The sequence below is a fragment of the Ahrensia sp. R2A130 genome, assembly GCF_000179775.1.
Taxonomy (GTDB): domain Bacteria; phylum Pseudomonadota; class Alphaproteobacteria; order Rhizobiales; family Rhizobiaceae; genus Pseudahrensia.
This window is the reverse complement of sequence record NZ_AEEB01000017.1, coordinates 512999-536728: the sequence shown is the minus strand read 5'-3', so window position 1 is coordinate 536728 and position 23730 is coordinate 512999. Positions and strand designations below refer to the sequence as shown.

Genomic DNA, 23730 nt, shown 5'->3' with positions numbered 1-23730 from the left:
TTACATATTCGGATAAACGGGGCCTTCGCCGCCCTGCGGTGGAACCCATTTGATGTTCTGGTTGGGGTCTTTGATGTCGCAAGTTTTGCAGTGCACGCAGTTTTGCGCGTTGATGACGTAAGACGCATTGGGGTCTTTCTCGTCAGCGGCATCGCCCTTGTCATCGACCCACTCGTAAACACCGACTGGGCAATAGTAGCGCGACAAGCCAGCAAACTTCATGAATTCGGAATTCTTCTGCAATTCCGGGTCCAGCAGTTTGAGGTGCTTGGGCTGGTCTTCCTCATGGTTGGTGTTCGACAGGAACACGGAGGAAGATTTGTCGAAGGTCAGCTTGCCGTCCGGCTTATCGTAGTGGATCGGCTCGTGCTGATCGGCAGGTTCCGTCGCTTCGTAATCAGCCTTCTGGTGCTTCATGGTGCCAAGTGGCGACCAGTTGCGAAGCAGCGTGTTGCACCACATTTCCGCACCGGAGATCAGCGTGCCGATCACCGTGCCGAAGCGTGTGACGAGCGGCTTCACGTTACGAACCGGCTTCAAGTCTTTACCGATGTCGCTCTCGCGCCATGCGTTTTCATACGAGGAAAGCTCGTCATGTTCACGACCGGCTTTCAGCGCTTCAGCCACATGCTCAGCCGCCAGAATGCCGGACAACATCGCGTTGTGGGTGCCTTTGATGCGCGGCACGTTCACGAAGCCCGCCGAGCATCCCATGATCGCGCCACCGGGGAACGACAATTTCGGCACCGACTGGAAACCACCCTGCGTGATCGCGCGCGCGCCATAAGAAATGCGCTTGCCGCCCTCCAGCAATGGCGCGACAGACGTGTGCGTCTTGAATTTCTGGAACGTATCGAAGGGCGACAGATATGGGTTCTTGTAACCAAGCGCCACGACGTAGCCGACGTAAACCTGATTGTTGTCGAGGTGGTAGATGAACGAACCACCATCCTGATTGGAATCCAGCGGCCAGCCGAGGGTATGAACAACCGTACCTTCCTTATGTTTGGCAGGGTCGATTTCCCAAAGCTCTTTGAAGCCAAGACCGAACTTCTGCGGGTCGCTGTTTTCGCCGAGATTGAACTTCGCGATCAGTTCCTTTGCTAGGGAACCACGGGCGCCTTCACCGATGAGCACATATTTGCCGTGCAGTTCCACGCCACGCTCGAAATTCGGACCCGGCGTGCCGTCACGCTGAACGCCCATGTCGCCGGTGGCCACACCGACTACAGCGCCCGCATCGTTCAACACCAGCTCGGAAGCTGCAAAGCCGGGGAAGACTTCGATGCCCATCTCTTCGGCCTTACCGGCGAGCCAACGGCAGATGTTACCTACGGAGACGATATAATTGCCGTGGTTGTTCATCAACTTCGGCATCAGCGAAGTGGGCAGCGGAAGCTTGCCAGCTGGACCAAGCACGAAAAATTTGTCGGTCTTTACCGGAACGGTGAAGGGATGCCCTTCCTCTTCACGCCAGTCTGGAAACAGACGGTCCACACCCACGGGATCGACAACCGCGCCGGACAGGATATGAGCGCCGATCTCGGCACCTTTTTCCAGCACGACGACGTTGATTTCAGGGTCGATCTGCTTGAGCTTGATCGCGGCACTCAACCCCGATGGGCCGCCACCGACTATGACCACGTCGAATTCCATCGCTTCGCGTGGTTCCAGTTCTACACTATCGCTCATCAGGCGGCTCCCTTGCCACTAACTTCTAAAAGGGTCGGCCCAGCCTGCCCCACATTCAACCCTGCGTTTACAGGGGAATTTGTGTGCGATCAAACGTTACGAAGCCGATCGAGAAATCCATCACACCAAATGACCACGTCAGTCTTTTCGACGATGTCTTTCAGTTTCGCATGGCGGTCGCGACGTTCATCCAGCGGCATGTTGAGCGCCTGTTGCAAAGCGTCTGCCGTGGTTTCGATATCGTAGGGGTTTACGATCACAGCGTCAGTCATCTGCTCTGCAGCACCGGCAAATTCCGATAGTACCAAAACGCCAGGATCATCGTCAGGTTGGACGGCCACATATTCCTTGGCGACAAGGTTCATGCCGTCGCGCAAAGGCGTGACAAGTCCGACCTTGGAAATCGAAAAGAGACCCGACAGTTGTGCGCGGGGAACGTTGCGGTGGATGTAGCGCACCGGAGTCCAGTCGATGGTGGCGAACTCGCCATTTACCGCGCCGGACAACCGTTCCAACTCTTCGCGGATATCGGAGTAGGCTTCCACGTCTTCGCGGGTGGGCGGGGCTATCTGAACAAGCGTCGATCTTCCGCGATTTTCGGGGTATTTTTCCAAAAGTCGGCGAAAAATCTTCAAACGGTCTGGTAATCCCTTGGAATAATCCAGTCGTTCTACACCGGTGATCCACTTTCGGCCCTGTGATTTGGTTTGCAGCCGGTCGCTCAATTCCTGTGCTTCTTCAGAGGCCACAAGGTCGCGGAACTGCTCGACATCGATACCGATGGGAAATGCCTTCGCGATAACCGACGAGCCGAAAGCCTTCACCCGGTCACCTTCGATCTGCGGTTGGTCGAGGCGGCGTTCGGCGTAAAGATTGAAATTCTCGGTGTCGGCTTCGGTCTGGAACCCGATCAGATCATAGGAAAAGAACGATCGCATCAGCCACTCATGTTCCGGCACAGCGGACATGACCTGACTCGGCGGCAGCGGGATGTGGAGAAAGAAGCCGATCTTGTTTTCCACGCCCATGGCACGCAATTCGCTGGCCAGCGGAATAAGGTGATAATCGTGTACCCAGATCAGATCATCAGGCTGCAACATCTCGCGTAAATGACGGGCAAATGTGCGGTTCACCGCACGATAGGCGTCGATATATTCGGCCTTTGAGTCGATCAAATCCTGCCTGTGGTGGAAGGCTGGCCACAGCACGGAATTCGAGAAACCGAGATAATAGCCGTCATATTCCTCTTGGGTCAGATCAACGCCGGCAGTGGTGATGTGGCCCAGTTCCTGAACGTGAATGTCTCCACGACCGGGTGCGGTGTCCGTGATGTTACCACTCCATCCCATCCAGATTCCGCCACGGGAATTGAGCGCACCGTTAAGTGCGACCGCCAAACCGCCGGATGCGGGTTTGGTCGGATTGCCGAGACGGTTGGAAACGATGATGAGGCGGCTCATCGTGAACCCGCCAGCGCTTCGAGATAATCGTAAACAGAAGGAATATCAGCCACGCGATAGGCGGCGGATGTATCGCCCTGCCCCACTTTTATAGAAACTCCGTCCATAGTGTTGACCGCAGCAAACCCGTCTTCATCGGTGACATCATCACCAAGAAAAATTGGCGTTCGGCCCGTGAACTGTGGTTCGGCCATGAGACGTTTAATACCTGCGCCTTTATCGACGCCAACACGGCGGGCCTCGACCATCATATGGCCGCCGAATGTTTCGAAATCACTCCGGTTTGCGAAGGCTGTGTCCATGACCGCGTGGGCATCGTCCTGCAAGGTGGGATCGCGGCGGTAATGCAAAGTCAGTCCGCCGGATTTCTCCTCCATTACAATGGCTGTATTTTCCTCTGCAAAGGCTCTCAACGCATCGCGTTCAGTGTCAAAACCTGCACCTTCGACCCCTGAAATTTCGCCCCCGGCCAACCGCCATTCTGCGCCATGGACTCCGACAGCATTTGCAGGCGCGTCGCCCAGCAGTGCGTCGAGGTCGATGATCGAACGACCCGTTACGAACGCTATTGCGCCACCGCAGCAGGTATTCAGCCGCTTCAACAAATTCGCCAGCGTATCAGGCACAAGAACCGCGCCCGGTGTTTCGGCCAGTTCTACAAGGGTGCCGTCGAAATCCAGAAAAAGCGCGGGAGAGTTCGGAATGGTTGGGTGATCGGTCATCGGGTGGGAAACGTTTCGACTGGCATCACCGTTCCCACACCCGCAATCAGGCAGCCCGTCCGAGTTTGATGATCTGCTCCAAATGGTGGTCCACATCACCGAACAGATGGTCGATCATGATGACACGCTTGGCGTAATGCGCCACGGCATATTCCCACGTCATGGCGATACCGCCATGCATCTGGATCGATTCTTCCGCGATCATGCGACCGGAACGACCGATCAGGTTTTTGGCGGCGCTGACGTGCCAATCGCGTTGGTCGCCCAGCAGATGACCCGCAGCGTTGATGACGGCGGAGCGGATTTGTTCGCGCTCGCCCATCATGTCGACCATGCGATGCTGTAACGCCTGAAACGTGCCGATGGGGCGACCGAACTGCGTGCGGGTTTTGAGGTAGTCCATCGTCATATAGATGCAGACTTCGATAGCGCCCAACGCTTCCGCACTGACGGCCAATGCACCGGTGGAATTGACGGCGCGGATGGTTTCGATCGCCAAACCTTCATCGCCAATCAGTTCGGCAGCCGCATCTTTCAGGGCAATTTCAGCAGCCGGATAACCATCGATTGTGGAATAGCCGCGGATGTGGACGCCATCTGATTTCGCATCGACCAGAAACAGCGAAATACCGTCTGCGTCGTCAACACTACCCGATGTGCGGGCGGAAACGACAAGATGGTCTGCGGTGGTCCCACCCAGAACGACGGCCTTGTTGCCACCAAGCGTATAGCCGTCGCCAGCTTTCTTCGCAGTGGTCGAAACATGTTCCAACGTGTAGCGTGAAGACGGTTCGCCATGGGCGAAAGCGTAGAGCGCTTCGCCGGATGCGATGGCTTCGACGTCGTCGGTGCGTCCGGCTTTAGCCAATGCTGTACCGGCCAGCAGGCTTGGCAGGAATGGTTCGGTCACCAGGCCTTTGCCCAGCGCCTCGAACACAACTGCGATGTCGAAACCTGTCCCACCGAAGCCACCGGCTTCTTCGGAAAAGAGAGCGCCAACAAGGCCCAGTTCCGCCATTTCAGCAAAGCGTTCGCGGGAGAAGCCGTCATCACGGCTAGCAGCCTTATGGCGGTCATCGATGGACAGGTTTTCGCGCACGAAACGCTCCGCCATATCGGCGAGCATCTGGCGTTCTTCGGTGTGATTGAAATTCATGTTCTCATCCTCAACCAGGCTTATTTAGTTCAGCTTTCAGCTGAGGGTCATCTTGGCGATGATGTTGCGCTGGATTTCATTGGAGCCGCCGTAAATCGACGTCTTGCGGTGGTTGAAATAATCGGCTGCCAGCGGATTGGCGTAGTCGGGACCAAAGGTTTCGGCATTCGAACCGCCTTCCAACGCTTCCGAGACAAATGGCATGGCGTATGGGCCGAGTGCGCGGCGGGTCAGGTCGTTGATCGACTGGCGCAAGACCGTGCCGGTGATCTTCAATTGCGAGACCTGCGGTCCGATTTCCTTGCCTTCCATACCCGCCTGCTGGACGCGCATGTTGGTGGTCCGCATGGCAGAAATATCGATCTCGATCTGCGCCAGACGTGCGGCAAAGAACGGATCTTCGGCCAACGCCTTGCCGTCTTTCTTCTGATCCTCAGCGATGTGCTTCAGGTGGTCGAGGGAGGCCAACGCGTCGCCAACACAGGCGATGCCGGAACGTTCGTGGACGAGCAGATATTTCGCAATTGTCCAGCCCTTGTTCTCTTCGCCGACGCGGTTGGCCACCGGCACTTTCACATCGGTGAACCAAACCTCGTTCACCTCGTGGGTGCCTTCCAGCAGGATGATCGGACGCACTTCAACGCCCGGCGTGTTCATGTCGATCAGCAGGAAGGAGATGCCTTCCTGCGGCTTGCCTTCGTTGGACGTGCGAACGAGACAGAAAATCCAGTCGGCGTGCTGGCCAAGTGTGGTCCATGTCTTCTGACCATTCACGATGTAATTCTCACCACTGTCGTCGAGCACGGCAGACATTTTCAGCGACGCGAGATCGGAGCCTGCACCCGGTTCGGAATAACCCTGACACCACCAGTCGGTGCCATCGAGAATGCGGGGCAAATAATGGTCCTGCTGTTCTTTTGAGCCGAACGCGTGAAGCACGGGGGCCAGCATGTTGAGGCCGAACGGCACAACGCGGGGGCCGCCAGCAGCTTCCGATTCCACATCGAAAATATCGCGTTGGATGGCGTTCCAGCCCTTGCCGCCGAAATCGGTCGGCCAATGAGCGTTCAGATAACCAGCCTCGTTAAGGGCGGCGTGCCAGCGTTCCTGATCTTCTTTGGTCAGGTTCTTCTTGGTCTTCACCTTCTGCGCGATATCCTTCGGCAGTTTGGTTTCCATGAAGGTCCGCACTTCGTCGCGGAACGCGAGTTCTTCGGGGGAATAATTCAGGTCCATTGTATCGGCTCCCAGAGCTGCCTGCCGTACCGCAGGCTTTCGGTCTTGATTGTGGCTTTTATCGTTCGCTTCAAACTACATCGCGCTGGTGCCGCCATCTAGGGCGACAGCTTGTCCCGTCATGAACGAGTTTTCTTCGGCGCAGAACCATTCGACGGCCTGCACGATTTCGTTCACCTCCGCGAGGCGCTTCATCGGGATGCCGCGCGTCAGATGCGCTTCACCTTCGGCGTTGTTGTTGCCAGCCAGAATGCCCTTTTCCACCATCGGTGTGCGGGCGAAAGCGGGGCAGAGCGCGTTGATGCGAACGCCGCGACGTGCATATTCGAGCGCGGATGATTTCGTCAGGCCGACTACGCCGTGTTTGGCTGCGGAATACATCGAAAGCGTAGGCGCGCCGCCTATACCGGCCAGCGATGCGAAGTTGACGATGTTGCCGATGCTGCCGTGTTTCTCGTGTGTCGCCAGCAGCAACGGCAGCTGGTGTTTCATGCCGAAAAACACGCCCATCAAATTGACCTGCACGCACGTGGTCGCCTGTTTGGAGTCGATGTCCGCCGTCTTGCCGGGCATGTGGCCGATGCCTGCATTGTTGATCGCTATGTCGAGGCGCCCCGTCTCACGATCGGCGATGGCGACAGTTTCAGCGCAATGGTCTTCATCACCGACGCTGCCCGCGAGCAACCAATGGGGCGTGTCGAGTGTGGCGGATAATTCGCCGAGGCCGTGGGCATTGTAGTCCGACAGGACCAACTTCGCACCGGCGGCGGAGAAGCGTTGCGCCATGGCGCGGCCGAAGCCACCGGCAGCACCGGTAATGAGGACGGTCTTGCCTGCAAAATCGCTCATGCTTTCTTCACCTCCTGCATCGCGGCACCCGCCAATAGCGGAATCGCTGCGGCCATTTTGATGCCGCGTTCGGGGTTCGAGGCGTTGCCGTCCAAAGCGCGCTTGTAAACCCCTTGCAGAATAGCTGCGAGACGGAAGAAGCAGAAGGCAATGTAGAAGGGCCAGCTGTCCGGCTTCGTCACGCCGCGACGTTCGCAATAGCGGGCGACGTATTCATCTTCAGTGGGAATACCGAGTGCCGTGCGGTCGATGCCTGCAAGGCCACGCATGGCACCTTGGTTGGGCAAGCGCCACTGCATGCACTGGTAGGCGAGATCGGCCAGCGGATGGCCCAGCGTGGACAGTTCCCAATCGAGTACTGCCATCACTTCGGGTGCGTCGTTGCGGAAGATCATGTTGTCGATGCGGTAGTCGCCATGGACGATGGAAACTTGCCCGTCATCCTCCGGCAGGTTCGCCGTCAGCCACGCGATCAGCTCGTGCATGGTGGCATTGTATTCTACCTCGCTGGCTTCATATTGCTGTGCCCAGCGGGTGGTCTGGCGAGCAAAATAGTCGCCCGGTTTTCCGAAGTCCGATAGGCCAACTGCGGCGGGATCGACATCGTGCAAAGCAGCAAGCGTTGCGTTCTGCGCTTCATAGATACCAGCGCGGTCGGCCTTGTCGCTCTCAGGCAGCGAAGGGTCCCAAAGGATGCGACCGTCGCAATGTTCCATGACGAAGAACATGCGCCCGATGGGGCTGTCATCTTCATCCACCAAAACCAGCATTTTCGGCACGGCGACCGGTGTATCCGACAGCGCCTTCATCACACGGTATTCGCGGTCCACCGCATGGGCGGATTTCAGCAATTCGCCCGGCGGTTTCGCGCGCAACACGTAGCTGCCGGATGCGGCATCCACGCGATAGGTCGGATTGGATTGGCCGTCACCGAATTTCACGAGTTCCTGCAGCGTGTCGAAACCTTCGACATGCGCCGTCAGCCACTCATTCAGAGCAGCTTCGTCGAATCCGTGTTGGTGCGGAGTAGTGCTCAACGCTGGCGCACCGATGTTGCACCGCCCAGCGCTTTTGCGACCATTTTCGACACATGGTCAGAGCCGGTCATCATCTGCTGTGCGTCGGACATATCCGTCAGCTGTTCCCAGTTGGCGAGAATCTGCTCCGGCGTGCGGTCGGCTTCGTTTTCGAAGAACACACCTTCCGATTCCATAAGGCGGGCGACAGAATATCCACCGGCACCGGCCAACAAAATCGTGCGCGATGGTGCGTCCTTGCAGGCGGCGAAGAGCACGGCGGGGGTCACCCATTTGGGGTCAAGCACCTTGAGTGCTTCCTCAGGAATGACGTCTTCCGTCATGCGGGTGGCAGCTGTAGGCGAGATGCAGTTGATGCGGATATCGTTCTTGGCACCTTCGATGTGCAACGTGTTCATAAGCCCCCACACACCGGCTTTGGCAGCGCCATAGTTGGCCTGACCGAAGTTGCCGTAGATGCCGGACGTGGAAGTGGTCATGACGATGCGGCCGTAGCCCTGCTCCTTCATGATGTTCCACACGGCGAGCGAACAATTGGCGGAACCGGTGAGGTGAACGGCAACCACTGCGTCCCACTCGTCGCCGGTCATCTTGCCGAAGGAGCGGTCGCGCAGAATGCCGGCATTGTTGACCAGCACATCGATGCGGCCCCATTCGTCCATCGCCTGCTGCACCATGGCAGTCACTTGGGCGCGGTCGGTGACGTTGGCACCGTTGGCGATGGCTTCGCCGCCAGCGTCCTTGATCTCTTTTACCACGGCTTCGGCTGCTTCCGACGATCCGCCCGTGCCGTCACGTGCGCCACCGAAATCGTTGACCACAACCTTTGCGCCGCGCTTGGCGAATTCGATGGCGTGGTTTCTGCCCAGACCGTTGCCGGAACCGGTGACGATGATGACTTGTCCGTCGTAGCGAATGTCGCTCATGTGGCTTTCTCCAAAACTGTATATCCGAGCCATTGCGCGGTAAGCGCGGGGCGGCTCTCGCCCTCGATTTCTATTGTGACACCACGGGTAACGAGAATCCCATCGCCCTTTTCCTCAACCGCACGGGTGATGAATTTGGCGCGAACCCGTTTGCCGGATGCGACGGGTGACGTGAAGCGGACCTTGTCGAAACCGTAGTTGATCGCCATCGCCGTGTTTTCAAGCGCTTTCTCGCTGTCATAGCTCATGGTGGACAGCATGGAGAGCGACAAAAAGCCGTGGGCAATGGTGCCGCCGAAGGGCGTATTCTTCGCCGCTTCCGGGTCACAATGGATGAATTGGTGATCGTCCGTTGCAGCAGCAAAAGCGTCGATACGCGACTGGTCCAATGTGTACCATTCGCTGTGGCGCGGGTCGCCGCCGACCTGCGCTTTCAACTCGTCGAGTGTGATCGTGTCGCTCATGCTTCAGCCTTCCGCAAACAGGCCATCGTCGCCCGTATCGACGAGATAGCCGCCGTCGAGCGGGATGGTTGTGCCGGTGACGTATGAGCCGCCGTGGCCGCAGAGGAACAATGTTGCCGCCGCAATGTCGGCGGGACGTCCGACCCGACCGAGCGGATTGAGCGAGCCGACCTTGGCCGCCCCCTCTTCCGAACCGATGGCAAAGGCGGTCATCTTCGACGGGAATGGTCCCGGTGCCAGCGCATTCACCGTGATGCGTTTGTCCGTCATTTCATTGGCCAGAATTTCGGTCAGGTGAATGACGGCGGCTTTCGACGTCGAATAGGACCAGCAACCATCTGCGATGGGTTTGATGCCCATGACGGAAGCAGTGTTGATGATACGAGCGGGGTCCGCGTCAGTGGCCGTCTTTTCCAGCAGCGGTGTCAGGTCGCGGGTCAGTTCGAAGACGGCGGCGACATTGAGCGTCATCACCTTGTCCCATGCGGCACGGGGAAACTCTTCGTAGCTGGAGCCCCATGTTGCACCGGCATTGTTGCACAGGATGTGCAGCTTATCGCAGCGTGACATCACCTCATTGGAAGCAGCTTTCACGCCCTCCTCGCTGGACAGGTCGGCTGCGAAACCTTCCGCACTGCCTGACGCATCGAGCGCATTCAGTTCGGCAGCGACCGCCTCGCAGGCATCGCCTTTGCGCGAACAGATGATAACGTGGGCACCGGCTTCCACCAATGCCTGCGCCATCATGCGGCCGATGCCGCTGGCACCACCAGTGACGAGCGCGGTCTTTCCGGCAACCGAAAACAGATCTTCGAAAATCGACATGCAGCTCTCCTCAGCGAACAAAACCCTAGTCGCGGCTCCAAGCCGTGGCAATATCGACGTTTACGTTCACGTCAAGTCTGCACAGCATTGACAAGGCTTCGCCTGCCCGTGCCTATGGTGGCACAAATCTGAAGGAGAAACGGCACATGGCGAGTATGGATCTGGGCGTTACCGACAAGGTCGAAGACCTGAAAAGCCGCATCGCGGAGATGATCCGCGAAGAGGTCATGCCCGTCGAAGAAGAGTTTCTCGACGAGGTCTCCAAAGGCGACCGCTGGACCTACACGCCCCGCATGACCGAAATTCTGGAAGGCCTAAAAGCGGAAGCCAGAAAGCGCGGCTTGTGGAATTTCTGGCTCACCGATTCGGAACGCGGCTACGGCCTCACCACCGTCGAATACGCCTATCTGGCCGAAGAAATGGGCAAGGCGCATCTGGGGGCTGAAACCTTCAACTGCTCCGCACCCGATACCGGCAATATGGAAGTCTTCGAGCGCTACGGCACCGACGAGATGAAAACCCGCTGGCTCAAGCCGTTGCTTAACGGCGAAATCCGCTCCGCCTATGCCATGACCGAGCCGGACGTGGCCTCATCGGACGCCACCAACATCAACATGTCCTGCATCCGCGATGGCGACGACTATGTGCTGAACGGCGAAAAATATTGGATTTCCGGTGCGGGCGACCCGCGCTGCAAGGTCTATATCGTGATGGTCCGCACCGGCAGCGACGATGACCCGCGCCACCAGCAACATTCCATGATCGTGGTGCCCGCCGATGCCGACGGCATCGAAATTCTACGACCCATGCACGTGTTCTCTATGGACGACGCGCCCCACGGTCACATGCATATACGGTTCACCAACGTGCGCGTGCCTGCCGACTCGCTTCTGTTGGGTGAAGGGCGCGGTTTCGAGATCGCGCAGGGTCGCCTTGGCCCGGGTCGTATCCACCACTGCATGCGCGCTATCGGCCAAGCGGAACTCGCGCTCGAGTTGATGTGCAAGCGCTCCGTGTCCCGCGAAGCCTTCGGCCAGCCACTAGCGAAGCTGGGCGGTAATTTCGACATCATCGCCAACGCCCGCATGGAAATCGAACAGGCCCGCCTGCTCTGCCTGAAAGCAGCATGGATGATGGATCAGGGCGACCCACGCGCTGCCGCTCCATACATTAGCCAGATCAAGGTGGTCGCGCCGTTGATGGCGCTGAAAGTGACTGACGATGCGATGCAGATGCATGGCGGCGTCGGCATCAGCCAGGACACGCCACTGGCCCGCCAGTGGATGCACCTGCGAACACTCCGCTTCGCTGACGGCCCCGACGCCGTCCACCGCCGCCAGATCGCTCGCGCGGAATTGAAGGGCTATACGCAGAGGAAACTGACGTGAGCATTCCAGTCACGACTTTTGCCACGCTGCTGTTGGCAGGTCTCTATGTCGCCCTGACGATGCGTGTCATCGGTGCCAGACGCGCCGCCGGTGTTTCATTGGGTGATGGCGGCGACGAACGGTTGATCCGGACGATGCGCGGCCAAGGCAACTTCGTCGAGAACGTGCCTATCGCCCTGATGCTGATCTTCGTGATCGAAATGCAAACGGTCACGCTGTGGGCTGGAGCCTTCGATGTCGCTTTCATCGCTACGACCTGCGCTTTCGTCTTGGGCCGTATGCTGCATGGCATCGCATTCGGCTTCACGATGAACTGGCCTCTCGGCCGCGTGGGCGGCATGATGCTCACCCTATTCTCGATGTTGTTTCTACTCGTCCTCGCGATCTTTGCGGTGCTCGTCTGACCCGGCTCGACTGCCCCTCCCCCTGAGAAAGAAAATTCCATGAAAGCCCTTCTGCTCAAGAACCACGGTTACACCAAAGACAAACCGGACAGCGTCGTGCTGTCCGACATGACGCCCTTCGTCGAAATGGGTGACCTGCCCGAGCCGGAACCCGAGGAGGGTGAGGTGAAGGTCGAGGTGACGCTGGCCTCTGTGAACCCGTCCGACGAGATGTTCATTCAAGGCCTTTACGGCCAACCGCGCGTGCAGGGTAATGCTGCCGGTTTCGAAGGCGTCGGCAAGGTCGTCGCGTCCGGTGGCGGACAATATGCCGATGGCCTTATGGGCCAGCGCGTTGCCGTCGTTGCCAAACCCGGCAAGCCCGGCACATGGGGCAAGTTCACCATCGCCGACGCCATGACCTGCATCCCGTTGATCGAAGGTGTGCGCGACGAGGACGGGGCCGCCATGGTGGTGAACCCGCTGACCGCGCTCGCCATGTTCGATATCGTGCGCGAAACCGGCGAGAAAGCATTCATCCTGTCCGCCGGTGCCAGCCAGCTGTGCAAGCTGATGATGAATGTCGCCCGCGATGAAGGCTTCCGCCCCATCGCACTGGTGCGTCGTGACGAACAGATCGACATGCTGAAAGAACACGGTGCCGCCCATGTTTTGAACGTGACCAGCGATACCTTTGCCGAAGATTTTGCCAAGGTGAGCCGCGCCGAAAAGCCCCGCATCTTCCTCGATGCCGTGGCCGACCAGACGTCGGCTGTCATTCACGACGCCATGCCGAACCGCTCGCGCTGGATCATCTACGGAAAATTGTCCGACGAGTTGCCGACCATTCTCCAGCCCGGCGCGATGATTTTCCAATCGAAGATCATCGAAGGCTTCTGGCTCACCCGCTGGATGCAGGATGCCGATATGGGCACCAAGATGAAGACCATCCAGCAGGCGCAGCAACGTTTCGCATCCGGTGAATGGAAAACCGACGTGACGGCTATCGTTCCATTGGAAGACGCTATCGCGCGCCTGCCTGAAGAACTGGCCAAGCCGAACGGCAAGGTGTTCATCAAACCGTAAAATTACGCCTTGAGCTTGTGTGATGTTGTGAAAACATGCGGTTTTCGCAACATCGCTGGGGGAAATACCATTAGAGTATAACCAAGCTTCATTCGATCCGCGTCTTGGTCGCACAAAAAACGAACGGAATACGCCTATGGGTATGGGCAGCATCGAAATCGAACTGCTCATCCATGAGCATTCGCACAAACCTATCACCGGTGAAGTTTTGGCGATCGGCCGCCAGCATATCAGCTCTACCGGCGATCACGTCCTGTCTCTTCTGGAGAAATACGGCGTCGATATCTTGAATCCTGAATTCGAGACGATGTTTTGGATACGCATCACCTAGAAGGTGAGACACCGATATCGGACACGTCCTTTTTTCGGTCATTTACAAACGTCAAATATCAAGTTGCCGATATCAGTTCTTATGAAGGAGCGGATTTTGTCTTCGATATTTGCGATGAGGTTCCGGAAGAATTGGTCGGCAAGTTCGACTTCATTATCGACGGTGGGTCTCTGGACAACGTATTCGACGTGCTTCGCATGACCCAGAATATGACAAGAATGCTAAAACCAGGCGGTCGAATTTTCATCTTCGCTTGGAGCGAAGGCTTTCCCAGCGCTTATCTGAAGATCACTCCAGACTGGATGATGGACTTCTGCGCCGTCAACGAATTTGCCGACGCCAAGGTTTATGTATCGCATTGCGAAACGCCCTTCGGAGAGCCGGTTTATGGCAAGTCTGTCGACTTGTTTCATTACGACCCTCTTGTTCCCACGGAAAATGGCGAAGTGTTCCTGCCTGCTCACGTCAGCACTTTTGGTTATGGATCGACCTACTGCATCGCTGAGAAGGGAGAAAATACGACCGTTGATCGCCTAGGGGTACAGCAGCATTATCGTGGCACCAATGTGGAGCCCTACCTCGAATCTGCCAAACGGTTTCACAACAGTGACAGGCCTGTTTTCAGCATGCCCAACCAACCGGCCAACGAGATACCCAATATGGCGATGCCGTCCAAGCAACCGACCATTCGTCCGGTGGCCCGCTTCGGTGAACCGTCCATACTCAATGAAAGCGAATTCTTCGTGAGTCGATTGAGTGACATCAGCAGGCACACGGAAAGTTCTTCAGTTCGCCTGCAGCATCTCTATACCGACATCAGAAGTAGGCTCTATAATTCCGAACAAAATATTTTGACGAAAATGCACATGTTGCAATCCGGCTCCACGCGCCTGCTGATCATCGCTTCCTTCTTTTTTGCAGCAGGGTTCGCAGCCGCGCTTTTTTGTTTCTTAGTTGCGGTTTGGGCTATCGGTTGATCGGGAGCTAGTCCAAATTTGGGTGGTCTAAGGGTTGGGAGTTGCGAAGGCTGTGCACTTGCCACTACGATTATAATATCAAAGACTTCCAGCAGTTTCACGATGAGGATACCTACGTTTTGGATTTCATCCAGCTCATCGTGAGTGGCATTGCCAATGGCTGCGTGTACGGCCTGATCGCGCTCGGCTTCGTGCTGATATACAAAGCCACAGAAGCGGTGAATTTCGCCCAAGGCGACTTCATGATGCTGGGTGCCTTCCTGACCGTGGGCTTCGCCAATCAGCAGTTCTTTGGCCTGTCATTTTGGTTGGCAGTGCCTCTGGCCATCGTGGTTCTGGCCCTTATCAGCGGCGCATTCGATGCCACAGTGTTGCGGCGCATGGCGGGTGAATCGCAGGTGTCCGTCGTTATTCTCACCATAGCTCTTGGCTTCATTTTGCGGTTCGCAGCAGGAACGATTTGGGGGCACGAGCCAGTGTCGCTGGAAACGCCTTTTGCTGGCGCAGACGTCCGGCTTGGCGGTGTCGTGCTAGGCGTGGACGAGATCGCGACAATCCTTGTTACGCTGTTGCTGACCGCCCTGCTCTACCTGTTCTTTTCCAAAACCAAACTCGGCCTTGCCATGCAGGCAGCGTCGCAAAACATGCTCGCCGCCTATTACATGGGCGTGCCGGTGAAGCGGGTGCAGACGCTGGTGTGGATGCTCTCGGGCGCAGTGGCCGCCGTTGCAGGAGTGCTGTTCGCAGCCCGCGGTGCCATCGATCCGTCCGCCGGTCTGCTCGGCATCAAAGCCTTTGCGGCTGCCGCCATCGGCGGGTTCGGCTCACTGCCCGGTGCCTTTGTCGGCGGGCTGATCGTCGGCGTCATCGAACCACTGGCCGCCCGCTACGGCCCTGCAGGCGTCGCGCAAATCGCACCTTATGCCATCCTGTTATTGGTGTTGGCGTTCAAACCCGGCGGCCTGTTTTCACAGACCCAGGCCAAGAAGGTCTGAGCCATGCGGACATTGTTCAAAACCAACTACGACACCGATATCGACTGGTTCTCGCACCCGGCGAAACTAGGCTGGTATCTCGTGCTACTCGCCGCGTTCCTGGCGCTGCCACTCTACTTTTTCTGGCAAAACGACACTTATCTTCTGGGCGAAGTGACCAGTGTCTTCATCTTTGCCATTGCCGGTCTCGGCCTGATGATGCTCACCGGCCAAACGGGCCTTGCCAGCCTTGGCCACGCGGCCTTCATGGCCATCGGGTGCTATGCCAATGTGCTGCTGTTGAACGCCGGTGTGCCGTGGTTGATCGCTTTCCCGCTGGCCGGATTGATCGCCGGTGCGCTGGGCACGTTCATCGCCATGCCGGTCATGCGGTTGCACGGCGTTTATCTCGCACTGGCGACGTTGGCGCTTTCCGTTCTGATGGTAGATTTCATCGTACTGGGTGAGGATTTCACCGGTGGTGTGGCCGGTATTTCCGTGCCTGATATCTCACTCTTCGGATTCACCGTGAACCGCTACGCCAATCCCTACGCCTTCTATTATGTCGTCCTGGGCGTGTGCCTCATCACCGTCGCCTTCTACCGCAACATCGTGCGTTCACCCACGGGCCGCAGCTTCGCTGCCATCCGCGACAGCGAAATTTCCGCCCGCGCGATGGGGGTCGATCCGGCTAAAACAAAAGCGCTGGCGTTCTTTTTGTCCTGTTCCATCGCCGGTCTGGCCGGCGCCCTGTTCGGCCACAATGCAACCTACGTGACGCACGAAACCTTCGACATCGTCATGTCGATCACCCTGCTGCTGATGATTGTGATCGGTGGTCTCGGCACCATTCACGGCGCGTTTTTGGGGGCCATCGTTGTCGGGCTCATTCCCGTCATCATCGCCAATGCGCGCACATGGCTGTCCACATCGTTCGATATTACCGGCAACATTCCCGGCATCGAACAGGCGATCTTCGCAGCCATTCTCATCGGCTTCATCCTGTTCGAACCCATGGGCCTCTACGGGCGCTGGATGAAAATCCGCACATGGTTCGACCTGTTCCCGTTCTATCGCAAAGGTCTGTTCGCCCGCCAGAAAAGCTATCTGAAAACCGAGCGGGTGCAGTGACGTGAGCGGGCTTGTTCTCAACGGCATAACGAAACGCTTCGGCGGTCTGACGGCTGTCGACACAGTGACGTTTACCGTTGAGCCGGGCGAAGTGTTTGCGCTGGTGGGGCCGAACGGTGCGGGGAAATCCACCGTCTTCAACGTCATCTCCCGCTTCTACACGCCGGAAGAGGGCACAGCCTCGTTCGATGGCGAAGACCTGCTGGCCCACCCCGCCCACGACATTGCTGGCCTCGGTATCGCGCGGACATTTCAGAACATCGAATTGTTCGAACAAGCCACCGTGTTGCAGAACCTGCTTGTCGGTCGCCACCGCCACCGCAAGACGAACGTCTTATCAGACCTGTTCCACCTGCCCTCCGTCCGCCGCGACGAGCGCGCACACCGTGCCGCTGTAGAAGACGTGATCGACTTTCTCGATCTTCAACCGCACCGCGACCGCCCCATTGCGGGCCTGCCCTATGGCGTTCGCAAGGTGGTGGAACTGGGCCGCGCATTGGCAACGCAACCGCGCTTGTTGTTGCTTGATGAACCAGCCTCCGGTCTGTCGGTGGAAGAAACGCAGGATATGGCCTTCTGGATCGAGGACATCGCCAAACAGATGGGCATCACCGTGCTGATGGTGGAGCACGATATGGGCCTCGTTTCCGCCGTTGCAAACCGTGTGATGGCACTAGCCGATGGCCGCGAACTCGCCACAGGAACCGCTGCAGAAGTGCAGTCGCATCCTGCCGTCATCGAAGCCTATCTCGGCACAGGCAATGTGCGAAAGGTGGCGGGATGAGCGAACACGAAATCGTTTTGCAGGTGGACAATCTGGAAGCCTCCTATGGCCCCATCATGGCAATTCGGGGCGTGTCTCTACAGGTTCGCAAGGGCCAGATCGTTACAGTTCTGGGCGCGAACGGTGCTGGCAAGACGACGCTGTTGAAAACAATCTCCGGCGTGTTGAACCCGCGCAAGGGGCAGGTCCGGCTCAAGGGTGAGGATATCACCGGCGTCGAACCCAACCGAACCGTTGCTCTGGGGCTGGCCCATGTGCCGGAAGGACGTGAAATCTTCCCGCTGCTCACGGTGGCTGAAAACGTTGCCATGGGTGCCTATTCCCGTTCGGACCGTGGCGAAATCAGCGCCGACGAAGCCTTCGTCTATGACACATTCCCCATCCTGAAAGAGCGCCGCAATCAGGCGGCGGGCACCATGTCCGGCGGGCAACAGCAGATGCTGGCGATCGGGCGCGGGTTGATGGCGCGGCCCGACATCATGTTGCTGGACGAACCGAGCCTCGGCCTTTCGCCGCTGCTGACGCAGGAGATTTTTGCGACCATCGCTAACATCAATAAAGAGCGCGGCGTGACGATGATGCTGGTGGAGCAGAACGCAGCCATCGCGCTGTCCGTCGCAGACTACGGCTACGTGATGGAATTGGGCCGCGTCGTGATGGCGGAAGACGCGGAGACACTTGCCAATTCCGCCGACGTTCAGGAATTTTATCTCGGCCAGTCGCAACAGGAAAACCAGCGCGGCCAGCGCCGTTGGAAGGCGCGCAAGACATGGCGCTAAAACCCATTCCCACGCTCGAACTCGGTGACGTCGACCGCCCTACCAGTATCGACGGTTGCGATACGATTCCCAAGCTCATGCTGCATCGCTGTCGCGAGATGGGCGACGACATCGCCCACCGTGAGAAGGATCGCGGGTTGTGGAATTCGTTCAGCTGGACCGACTTTCTCGAACGCACACAAGCGATTGCGCTGGGGCTTGAAGCGCTGGGCATGGTCGCTGGCGATGTCGCCTCGGTCCTGTCGGAAGATCGCAAGGAATGGATCGATACCGACATGGCGGTGCAGGCGCTGGGCGGCATTTGCTCAGGCATCTACACCACCGACTCCGCCTCCCAGCTCGCATATCTGGTGAACGATTCCGGCACACGCTTTCTGTTCATCGAGAACGATGAGCAGCTGGATAAATATCTCGCGGCCAGAGCGGAGTTGCCCGACGATCTGCTCGTCGTGGTTTACGAGCGTGACGGGCTGACGGATTTTAGCGACCCGAAGGTGATGTTCCTCGACCAGTTGATGGAATTGGGTCGCAGTGCAGCAACAGAAAAGCCGCAACGTTTCGAAGAAATAGTGGCTGCTACGAAGCCCGATGATACCGCAATCATGGTCTATACATCCGGCACGACAGGAATGCCTAAAGGCGCGACCATCACCCACGCTAATCTGCTTTACTCGGTCGCCGCAGGCGCAACCGCCGCGCCGCTATATGAAGGCGACGAGCAGATTTGCTTTCTGCCGTTGTGTCATATTCTCGAACGGGTGTTTTCCGGTTTCTCGCCCATCGCATTTCGCACACGGCTGAACTTTGCGGAAAGCCCGGAGACGGTTTTTGACAATCTGCAAGAGGTCAGCCCGCACGTTTTCGTTGCCGTGCCGCGCTTGTGGGAGAAGATATATTCGCGGGTCACTATCCTGTCGCAGGAAGCGACACCGCTACAGCGCCGCATCTACGACGCAGCTATCGCCAACGGCACGCGGCGGGTGGAGCTTGAAGTTGCGGGCAAGCCGCTGCCCTTTGGCGTAAGGCTGAAAGAGCTGATTTACGAGTATGTGGTCTTTCGCAATTTGCGGCGGATGCTTGGCCTCGATCGTTTACGCCGTGGCGCATCCGGTGCGGCACCCATCGCACCACAACTTCTCAGCTGGTTCAACGCCATCGGCGTGAACGTGCTGGAAGGCTACGGTATGACCGAAAGTTCCGGCGTCATTTCGTTGAATGCGACAGGCAGCAACAAGGTCGGCACGGTGGGGCGCCCGATAGATGGTGCCGAAATTCGCATCGCTGATGATGGCGAGATTCAGTATCGCGCGGGCAACATGTTCGCCGGATACCTGAACCTGCCGGAAAAGACGGCGGAGACATTTTCCGAAGATGGATGGTTGCGGACAGGCGACATCGGACATTTGGATGAAGACGGCTACCTCACCATCACAGGCCGTCTGAAGGACATCATCATCACTGCGGGTGGCAAGAATATAACGCCCGCCGAGATCGAAAACCGGTTGAAATTCTCGCCGATGATTACCGATGCCGTCATCATCGGCGACAAGCGCAAATTCCTGTCAGCACTGGTGATGATCGATCAGGAAAATGTCGAAAAGTTTGCACAGGACCGTCGCATACCGTTCAATGACTTCCAGTCGCTTTGCGCCGCAACCGAGGTTCGTGATCTCATCGGCAGCATCGTGGAAGACGTGAACAAGGATTTTGCGCGCGTGGAACAGATCAAGGACTTTCGTTTGATCGACGTGCTGCTGACAGCCGAGGACGACGAACTGACGCCCACGTTGAAACTGAAACGCGGCTTCGTGGAAAAGCGCCACGCTGCCCTTATCGACGATATGTACACCTAACCCTGTCCACGGGACGGGATACTCTGGGAGGAGAAAACTGATGAAAACAACATTAAAAATCGCAGCCACCGCACTGGCGCTGGCCACCGCCATGCCAAGCGTCGCCCGCGCGGAACAGGGCGTAACGGAAACCGAAATTCTGATCGGTTCCAACAACGATCTTTCCGGCATATTCGCGCCCTTCGGCGGCCCTGCCACGCAGGCAGCGCAGCTGGTGTTCGACAAGGTGAATGCCGCAGGTGGCATCCATGGCCGCAAAATCCGTTTCGTTGTCGAAGACCACGGCTACCAGATGCCCAAAGCCATTCAAGGCATGAACAAGCTGGTGAACGGCGACAAGGTTTTTGCCATGTTGCTGTCGCTCGGCACACCCATGAACATGGCCGCCTTCCCACTTCTCGAAGCCAAGAAAATTCCCAATGTTGCGCCGCTCACAGCAGCGCGCCAGATGAACGAGCCACTGCACCCACTGCGCTATGCGGCAACCGCATCCTACTATTCGCAGATCAAGGCTGGCGTGAACTATCTGGCCAAAGAGAAAGGCGCGACGAAGATTTGCGCCATGTATTTGCCCACCGATTTCGGCAAAGAAATTCGTGAAGGTGCCGGCGATGCTGCATCTGAAGGCGGATTGGAGTTTGCTTCGGAAACCACGCACAAACCCGACGATTCTGATTTCGTCGGCGCATTGCAAAAACTGAACGCGGATGGCTGCCAGATCGTCACCATGGCCATGGGCGTGCGGCAGACAATCGCCATCGTTGCAACGGCCAAGAAGCTTGGCTTCGCAGACATGAGCTTTATGGGCGCGTCCGCAGGCTTCCACTCCGTCATGGCAAAAGTGCCCGGCGGCGTGACGGAAGGTTACTATGCGGCAGCCGGTTGGTCCGATCTGCTGTCACGCATGGGCAATCCAGCTGTGCAGGCCTTCTTCAAAGAATACACTGAAGCGTCCGGCGAGAAGTTTCCCGGCACGGGCGCTTTGCTCGGCCACAGCGGCGCAACCACGATGGTGAAAGCGCTGGAGGCCGCTGGTAAAGACCTGAACGCCGAGACGTTCCAGAAGGGTATCGAAAGCCTGAACTACAAAGACGAGATTTCCGACAACATGGTCGACTACAGCGCGGAGGACCATCAAGGTGCCGACGAGATCATCATTTCGGTTATCGAAGGTGACAACTGGAAAGAACTCGCGCGTATCGAGCAGTAGAGTTAGACGAATGACGATAGAAAGGGCGGCCTTCGGGTCGCCCTTTTACGTTTTGAAGGGATGAGATGATGTGGGCCGAACGGACATATGCAAGCAACGGCATCAACCTGAATGTGCGTGAGGCCGGAGCGTCGAACGCGCCGGTCATGGTGATGTTGCACGGGTTTCCTGAATACAGCGTTGCTTGGGCGGCGGTGGCAGAGAAGCTGGCGGATACATACCATCTCGTGCTGCCCGATCAGCGCGGGTTTGGACGCTCCGATGCGCCGGAAGGTGTCGAGGCCTACGACACAAAACACATGGTGGCCGATCTTCTTGGACTGATTGATCAGATCGCGCCGGACCAGCAGATCATCTTATGCGGTCACGACTGGGGCGCGTCCGTTGCCTATGCGTTTGCGATGCGCCATAGCGCGCGCGTTTCGCGTCTCATCATTGCCAACGGTGTGCACCCGATCTGTTTTCAAAAGGCGCTCTATGCCGGTGGCGAACAGACAGTAGCCAGCCAGTATATGACCACCCTGCGCACGCCGGATATCGAAGATCGGCTTGCGCCGAACGGCTTCGAAAGACTGCTCGGCATGTTTCGTAAATTCTCTTCAGCACCGTGGCTGAATGCGTCTATCGAAGATGCCTACCGCAAAGCCTGGTCGGGCGATGGGAGGCTGACGGCAATGCTTAACTGGTACCGCGCTTCCCCGATGATCGTGCCAGCAGAAGATGCAGAGCCCCGGGAACTAAACATCACCGACGAGATGCGGGCGCGCTACCGTATCGCCATGCCACATTTGCTCATCTGGGGATTAGACGATCAGGCGCTTCTCATTGAAGCCCGTGCCGACCTTGGGGAATTTTGCGACGATCTGACCGTCACAGAACTCAAAGGCGCAAGCCATTGGTTGCTGCACGAAAAGCCCGAAGAGATCGCGGCGCTGATCCGCGACTTCGTGGACTAAGTGACCTTAGCGTCCTTCAGGAATGCCTTGATGATTTCAGATAGCATTTCCGGCTGCTCCACACAGGGTAGATGGCCTGCATTCTTGATAACTTCGTAGCGGGCATCGGGAATAGATTTGGCCAATTCCAGCACCACAGCAGGTGGGGTCGCTCCGTCATATTCCCCGACGATGCAGATTGTGGGTGTCGTGGTTTGAGATGCTGCGCCGCGCAAATCTGCGTCGCGAATGGCAATTGCGGTAGAGATATATCCTTCAGCTGGCTGCCGGTTGAACATGTTGATGTAGCCCTGCAATTCGTCGGCCCGTTCGTTGTGGAACGTCGGTGAGAACCAGCGCTGCATGGTCGCGTCGACCGTGGCGGCCAGTCCGTCCTTCTCGATGGTTTCGATACGCCCGTTCCACGTTTCATCGTCGCCGATCTTTGCCGCCGTATCGCAAAGCACCATAGCTTTCACCAGGTCGGGACGAAGGAAATTCAGTCCCTGAGCGATCAACCCGCCGACCGAGAGTCCACAAATTACGGCGTCTGTAACACCAAGATGATCAAGCAATCCGGCGAGATCGTTAACGTGATCATCGATCTTCGGGGCAACGCCTTCCGGCAAGGCTACGAAGTCGGAGAGGCCGTGGCCTCGCTTGTCATACATGATGATGGACGCTTCGCCGACGAAACGGATGATGACATCACGCCAGATACGGAAATCTGTACCTAGTGAGTTCGAGAAGACGATGGTCGGCTTGTCATCAGCCGCGCTGATAACCTGATAGTGGAGCGTAACACCATTGATGTCGGCAAACTGCATGATGGGAATCCGGGAATTTCAGCTTTCGCCATCTCTTGCCCGCGCAGACCGGAACCATCAAGGCCCAGCGCTAGATATGCGACCCTTGGTCAAGACAAAAAAAGGCCGGTAGTGCCTCCCAACACCACCGGCCAATCTGCAATCGCCTTCCAGGAAGGCGGTCGACTTATCTCTTGATTATTTGCGCGACCAATTCTGGGTCTTACAGAAAACCTTCAACGCGCAGCCGCGCATTTTCATGGAATTGCCGGAAACGGTGGCCGTGCCGGAATACTTTTTGTCATCTGAGGGATCAGTGATCGTGCCGGAGTATTTTGCACCACTGCCCTTCATGCGGCCAATGCTTTTGCCGGAATATTTGCCCGAACGAAGCGTAACGCAATAAGAACCACCGCATTTTGCGATAGCTGCGGTCTCGCCTGACGCTGTGCGCCAGTTGCCCTCGATTGGTGCAGCAAATGCCGCGCTAGCGGCTGCCATGGCGACGCCGATTGCTGCGGCTCCAACGAGTGTCTTTACAGTGCGGTTCATGCGAATCTCCCAGAATTAAACGCCCCTACCCTTCTTGCTCCCACCAGTAGCTGCGGGAACGAAAGGCGGAAATAACCCATAGGCGGTCTCGAGCCGCTCTACGGTGAACCAGAAGCTAGCCGACAGAATGTCGCGGAACAAGCGGTTTTACGTTTAGGTAAGCTTTTTAATCGG

Annotated in this window: 24 protein-coding genes; 12 read left to right on the top strand and 12 right to left on the bottom strand. The window is 57.5% G+C overall.

Annotation, left to right across the window (positions count from 1 at the left end; translation table 11 throughout):
• The 10 genes from R2A130_RS11775 to R2A130_RS11730 form a co-directional block, all read right to left on the bottom strand.
• Positions 1-1692, bottom strand: a complete 1692-nt coding sequence (locus R2A130_RS11775; RefSeq protein ID WP_009758287.1) for an electron transfer flavoprotein-ubiquinone oxidoreductase — start codon at positions 1690-1692, stop codon at positions 1-3.
• A gap of 89 nt (positions 1693-1781) precedes the next feature.
• Complete coding sequence (gene otsA / locus R2A130_RS11770; protein WP_009758286.1) at positions 1782-3152, bottom strand: alpha,alpha-trehalose-phosphate synthase (UDP-forming); 1371 nt, start codon at positions 3150-3152, stop codon at positions 1782-1784.
• On the bottom strand, positions 3149-3874 hold the full coding sequence (gene otsB, locus R2A130_RS11765) for a trehalose-phosphatase (protein WP_009758285.1): 726 nt from the start codon (positions 3872-3874) through the stop codon (positions 3149-3151). Before otsB ends, otsA begins: the two co-directional genes overlap by 4 nt.
• Positions 3875-3920: 46 nt before the next feature.
• Positions 3921-5030, bottom strand: coding sequence for an acyl-CoA dehydrogenase family protein (locus tag R2A130_RS11760; protein WP_009758284.1), 1110 nt, complete (start codon positions 5028-5030; stop codon positions 3921-3923).
• Positions 5031-5066: 36 nt separating this feature from the next.
• Positions 5067-6266, bottom strand: a complete 1200-nt coding sequence (locus R2A130_RS11755) for an acyl-CoA dehydrogenase family protein (protein WP_009758283.1) — start codon at positions 6264-6266, stop codon at positions 5067-5069.
• Between the two features lie 75 nt (positions 6267-6341).
• Positions 6342-7115, bottom strand: coding sequence for an SDR family NAD(P)-dependent oxidoreductase (locus tag R2A130_RS11750; protein ID WP_009758282.1), 774 nt, complete (start codon positions 7113-7115; stop codon positions 6342-6344).
• Entirely contained in the window at positions 7112-8152 is a 1041-nt protein-coding gene (locus R2A130_RS11745; protein WP_009758281.1) for a phosphotransferase family protein, read from the bottom strand. Before R2A130_RS11745 ends, R2A130_RS11750 begins: the two co-directional genes overlap by 4 nt.
• Positions 8149-9078, bottom strand: coding sequence for an SDR family oxidoreductase (locus tag R2A130_RS11740; protein ID WP_009758280.1), 930 nt, complete (start codon positions 9076-9078; stop codon positions 8149-8151). The genes R2A130_RS11745 and R2A130_RS11740 overlap by 4 nt, the downstream gene beginning before the upstream one ends.
• On the bottom strand, positions 9075-9542 hold the full coding sequence (locus R2A130_RS11735) for a MaoC family dehydratase (protein WP_009758279.1): 468 nt from the start codon (positions 9540-9542) through the stop codon (positions 9075-9077). Before R2A130_RS11735 ends, R2A130_RS11740 begins: the two co-directional genes overlap by 4 nt.
• Positions 9543-9545: 3 nt before the next feature.
• Positions 9546-10367, bottom strand: a complete 822-nt coding sequence (locus tag R2A130_RS11730) for an SDR family oxidoreductase (RefSeq protein ID WP_009758278.1) — start codon at positions 10365-10367, stop codon at positions 9546-9548.
• A 146-nt stretch (positions 10368-10513) separates the two neighbouring features.
• Here R2A130_RS11730 and R2A130_RS11725 point away from each other — a divergent pair, with 146 nt between their 5' ends.
• The 12 genes from R2A130_RS11725 (at position 10514) to R2A130_RS11670 (ending at position 22219) form a co-directional block, all read left to right on the top strand.
• Positions 10514-11755, top strand: coding sequence for an acyl-CoA dehydrogenase family protein (locus tag R2A130_RS11725; protein WP_009758277.1), 1242 nt, complete (start codon positions 10514-10516; stop codon positions 11753-11755).
• On the top strand, positions 11752-12159 hold the full coding sequence (locus R2A130_RS17640; protein ID WP_009758276.1) for an MAPEG family protein: 408 nt from the start codon (positions 11752-11754) through the stop codon (positions 12157-12159). Before R2A130_RS11725 ends, R2A130_RS17640 begins: the two co-directional genes overlap by 4 nt.
• Before the next feature lie 39 nt (positions 12160-12198).
• Positions 12199-13224, top strand: a complete 1026-nt coding sequence (locus R2A130_RS11715) for a zinc-binding dehydrogenase (RefSeq protein WP_009758275.1) — start codon at positions 12199-12201, stop codon at positions 13222-13224.
• 136 nt (positions 13225-13360) lie between these two features.
• Positions 13361-13555 (top strand): hypothetical protein, encoded by a 195-nt coding sequence (locus tag R2A130_RS11710; protein ID WP_009758274.1) that lies wholly within the window; start codon positions 13361-13363, stop codon positions 13553-13555.
• A complete protein-coding gene (locus tag R2A130_RS11705) occupies positions 13537-14532 on the top strand; it encodes a class I SAM-dependent methyltransferase (protein ID WP_009758273.1) in 996 nt (331 codons plus the stop codon). Before R2A130_RS11710 ends, R2A130_RS11705 begins: the two co-directional genes overlap by 19 nt.
• Before the next feature lie 119 nt (positions 14533-14651).
• A complete protein-coding gene (locus tag R2A130_RS11700; protein WP_009758272.1) occupies positions 14652-15527 on the top strand; it encodes a branched-chain amino acid ABC transporter permease in 876 nt (291 codons plus the stop codon).
• 3 nt (positions 15528-15530) lie between these two features.
• Positions 15531-16637 carry a branched-chain amino acid ABC transporter permease gene (locus R2A130_RS11695; RefSeq protein ID WP_009758271.1) on the top strand — a complete coding sequence of 369 codons (1107 nt, stop codon included), beginning with the start codon at positions 15531-15533 and terminating at the stop codon, positions 16635-16637.
• A gap of 1 nt (position 16638) precedes the next feature.
• On the top strand, positions 16639-17421 hold the full coding sequence (locus tag R2A130_RS11690) for an ABC transporter ATP-binding protein (RefSeq protein WP_009758270.1): 783 nt from the start codon (positions 16639-16641) through the stop codon (positions 17419-17421).
• On the top strand, positions 17418-18200 hold the full coding sequence (locus R2A130_RS11685; RefSeq protein WP_009758269.1) for an ABC transporter ATP-binding protein: 783 nt from the start codon (positions 17418-17420) through the stop codon (positions 18198-18200). Before R2A130_RS11690 ends, R2A130_RS11685 begins: the two co-directional genes overlap by 4 nt.
• Positions 18191-20053 (top strand): long-chain fatty acid--CoA ligase, encoded by a 1863-nt coding sequence (locus R2A130_RS11680; protein ID WP_009758268.1) that lies wholly within the window; start codon positions 18191-18193, stop codon positions 20051-20053. Before R2A130_RS11685 ends, R2A130_RS11680 begins: the two co-directional genes overlap by 10 nt.
• A 40-nt stretch (positions 20054-20093) precedes the next feature.
• The gene (locus R2A130_RS11675) at positions 20094-21263 is read left to right on the top strand and encodes an ABC transporter substrate-binding protein (RefSeq protein ID WP_009758267.1); all 1170 of its coding nucleotides are present in this window, start codon (positions 20094-20096) and stop codon (positions 21261-21263) included.
• A gap of 65 nt (positions 21264-21328) precedes the next feature.
• Entirely contained in the window at positions 21329-22219 is an 891-nt protein-coding gene (locus tag R2A130_RS11670) for an alpha/beta fold hydrolase (protein ID WP_040305664.1), read from the top strand.
• Here the strand turns inward: R2A130_RS11670 and pcaD are convergent.
• Together pcaD and R2A130_RS11660 are read right to left on the bottom strand one after the other, a co-directional pair.
• Positions 22216-23025, bottom strand: coding sequence for a 3-oxoadipate enol-lactonase (gene pcaD / locus R2A130_RS11665; protein ID WP_009758265.1), 810 nt, complete (start codon positions 23023-23025; stop codon positions 22216-22218). The two genes, R2A130_RS11670 and pcaD, sit on opposite strands and share 4 nt — an antisense overlap.
• 177 nt (positions 23026-23202) lie before the next feature.
• Positions 23203-23556 (bottom strand): DUF2147 domain-containing protein, encoded by a 354-nt coding sequence (locus R2A130_RS11660; RefSeq protein WP_009758264.1) that lies wholly within the window; start codon positions 23554-23556, stop codon positions 23203-23205.
• Positions 23557-23730 lie beyond the last annotated feature (174 nt).

What these genes read in the sequence shown, in the direction of transcription:
- R2A130_RS11675 (WP_009758267.1), top strand. Translation starts at nt 20,094, where the DNA reads ATGAAAACAACATTAAAAATCGCAGCCACCGCACTGGCGCTGGCCACC.
- R2A130_RS11680 (WP_009758268.1), top strand. Translation starts at nt 18,191, where the DNA reads ATGGCGCTAAAACCCATTCCCACGCTCGAACTCGGTGACGTCGACCGC.
- pcaD (WP_009758265.1), bottom strand. Translation starts at nt 23,025, where the DNA reads ATGCAGTTTGCCGACATCAATGGTGTTACGCTCCACTATCAGGTTATC.
- R2A130_RS11670 (WP_040305664.1), top strand. Translation starts at nt 21,329, where the DNA reads ATGATGTGGGCCGAACGGACATATGCAAGCAACGGCATCAACCTGAAT.
- R2A130_RS11715 (WP_009758275.1), top strand. Translation starts at nt 12,199, where the DNA reads ATGAAAGCCCTTCTGCTCAAGAACCACGGTTACACCAAAGACAAACCG.
- R2A130_RS11760 (WP_009758284.1), bottom strand. Translation starts at nt 5,030, where the DNA reads ATGAATTTCAATCACACCGAAGAACGCCAGATGCTCGCCGATATGGCG.
- R2A130_RS11755 (WP_009758283.1), bottom strand. Translation starts at nt 6,266, where the DNA reads ATGGACCTGAATTATTCCCCCGAAGAACTCGCGTTCCGCGACGAAGTG.
- R2A130_RS11710 (WP_009758274.1), top strand. Translation starts at nt 13,361, where the DNA reads ATGGGTATGGGCAGCATCGAAATCGAACTGCTCATCCATGAGCATTCG.
- R2A130_RS11735 (WP_009758279.1), bottom strand. Translation starts at nt 9,542, where the DNA reads ATGAGCGACACGATCACACTCGACGAGTTGAAAGCGCAGGTCGGCGGC.
- R2A130_RS11685 (WP_009758269.1), top strand. Translation starts at nt 17,418, where the DNA reads ATGAGCGAACACGAAATCGTTTTGCAGGTGGACAATCTGGAAGCCTCC.
- otsB (WP_009758285.1), bottom strand. Translation starts at nt 3,874, where the DNA reads ATGACCGATCACCCAACCATTCCGAACTCTCCCGCGCTTTTTCTGGAT.
- R2A130_RS11750 (WP_009758282.1), bottom strand. Translation starts at nt 7,115, where the DNA reads ATGAGCGATTTTGCAGGCAAGACCGTCCTCATTACCGGTGCTGCCGGT.
- R2A130_RS11730 (WP_009758278.1), bottom strand. Translation starts at nt 10,367, where the DNA reads ATGTCGATTTTCGAAGATCTGTTTTCGGTTGCCGGAAAGACCGCGCTC.
- R2A130_RS11740 (WP_009758280.1), bottom strand. Translation starts at nt 9,078, where the DNA reads ATGAGCGACATTCGCTACGACGGACAAGTCATCATCGTCACCGGTTCC.
- R2A130_RS11775 (WP_009758287.1), bottom strand. Translation starts at nt 1,692, where the DNA reads ATGAGCGATAGTGTAGAACTGGAACCACGCGAAGCGATGGAATTCGAC.
- R2A130_RS11660 (WP_009758264.1), bottom strand. Translation starts at nt 23,556, where the DNA reads ATGAACCGCACTGTAAAGACACTCGTTGGAGCCGCAGCAATCGGCGTC.
- R2A130_RS11725 (WP_009758277.1), top strand. Translation starts at nt 10,514, where the DNA reads ATGGCGAGTATGGATCTGGGCGTTACCGACAAGGTCGAAGACCTGAAA.
- otsA (WP_009758286.1), bottom strand. Translation starts at nt 3,152, where the DNA reads ATGAGCCGCCTCATCATCGTTTCCAACCGTCTCGGCAATCCGACCAAA.
- R2A130_RS11695 (WP_009758271.1), top strand. Translation starts at nt 15,531, where the DNA reads ATGCGGACATTGTTCAAAACCAACTACGACACCGATATCGACTGGTTC.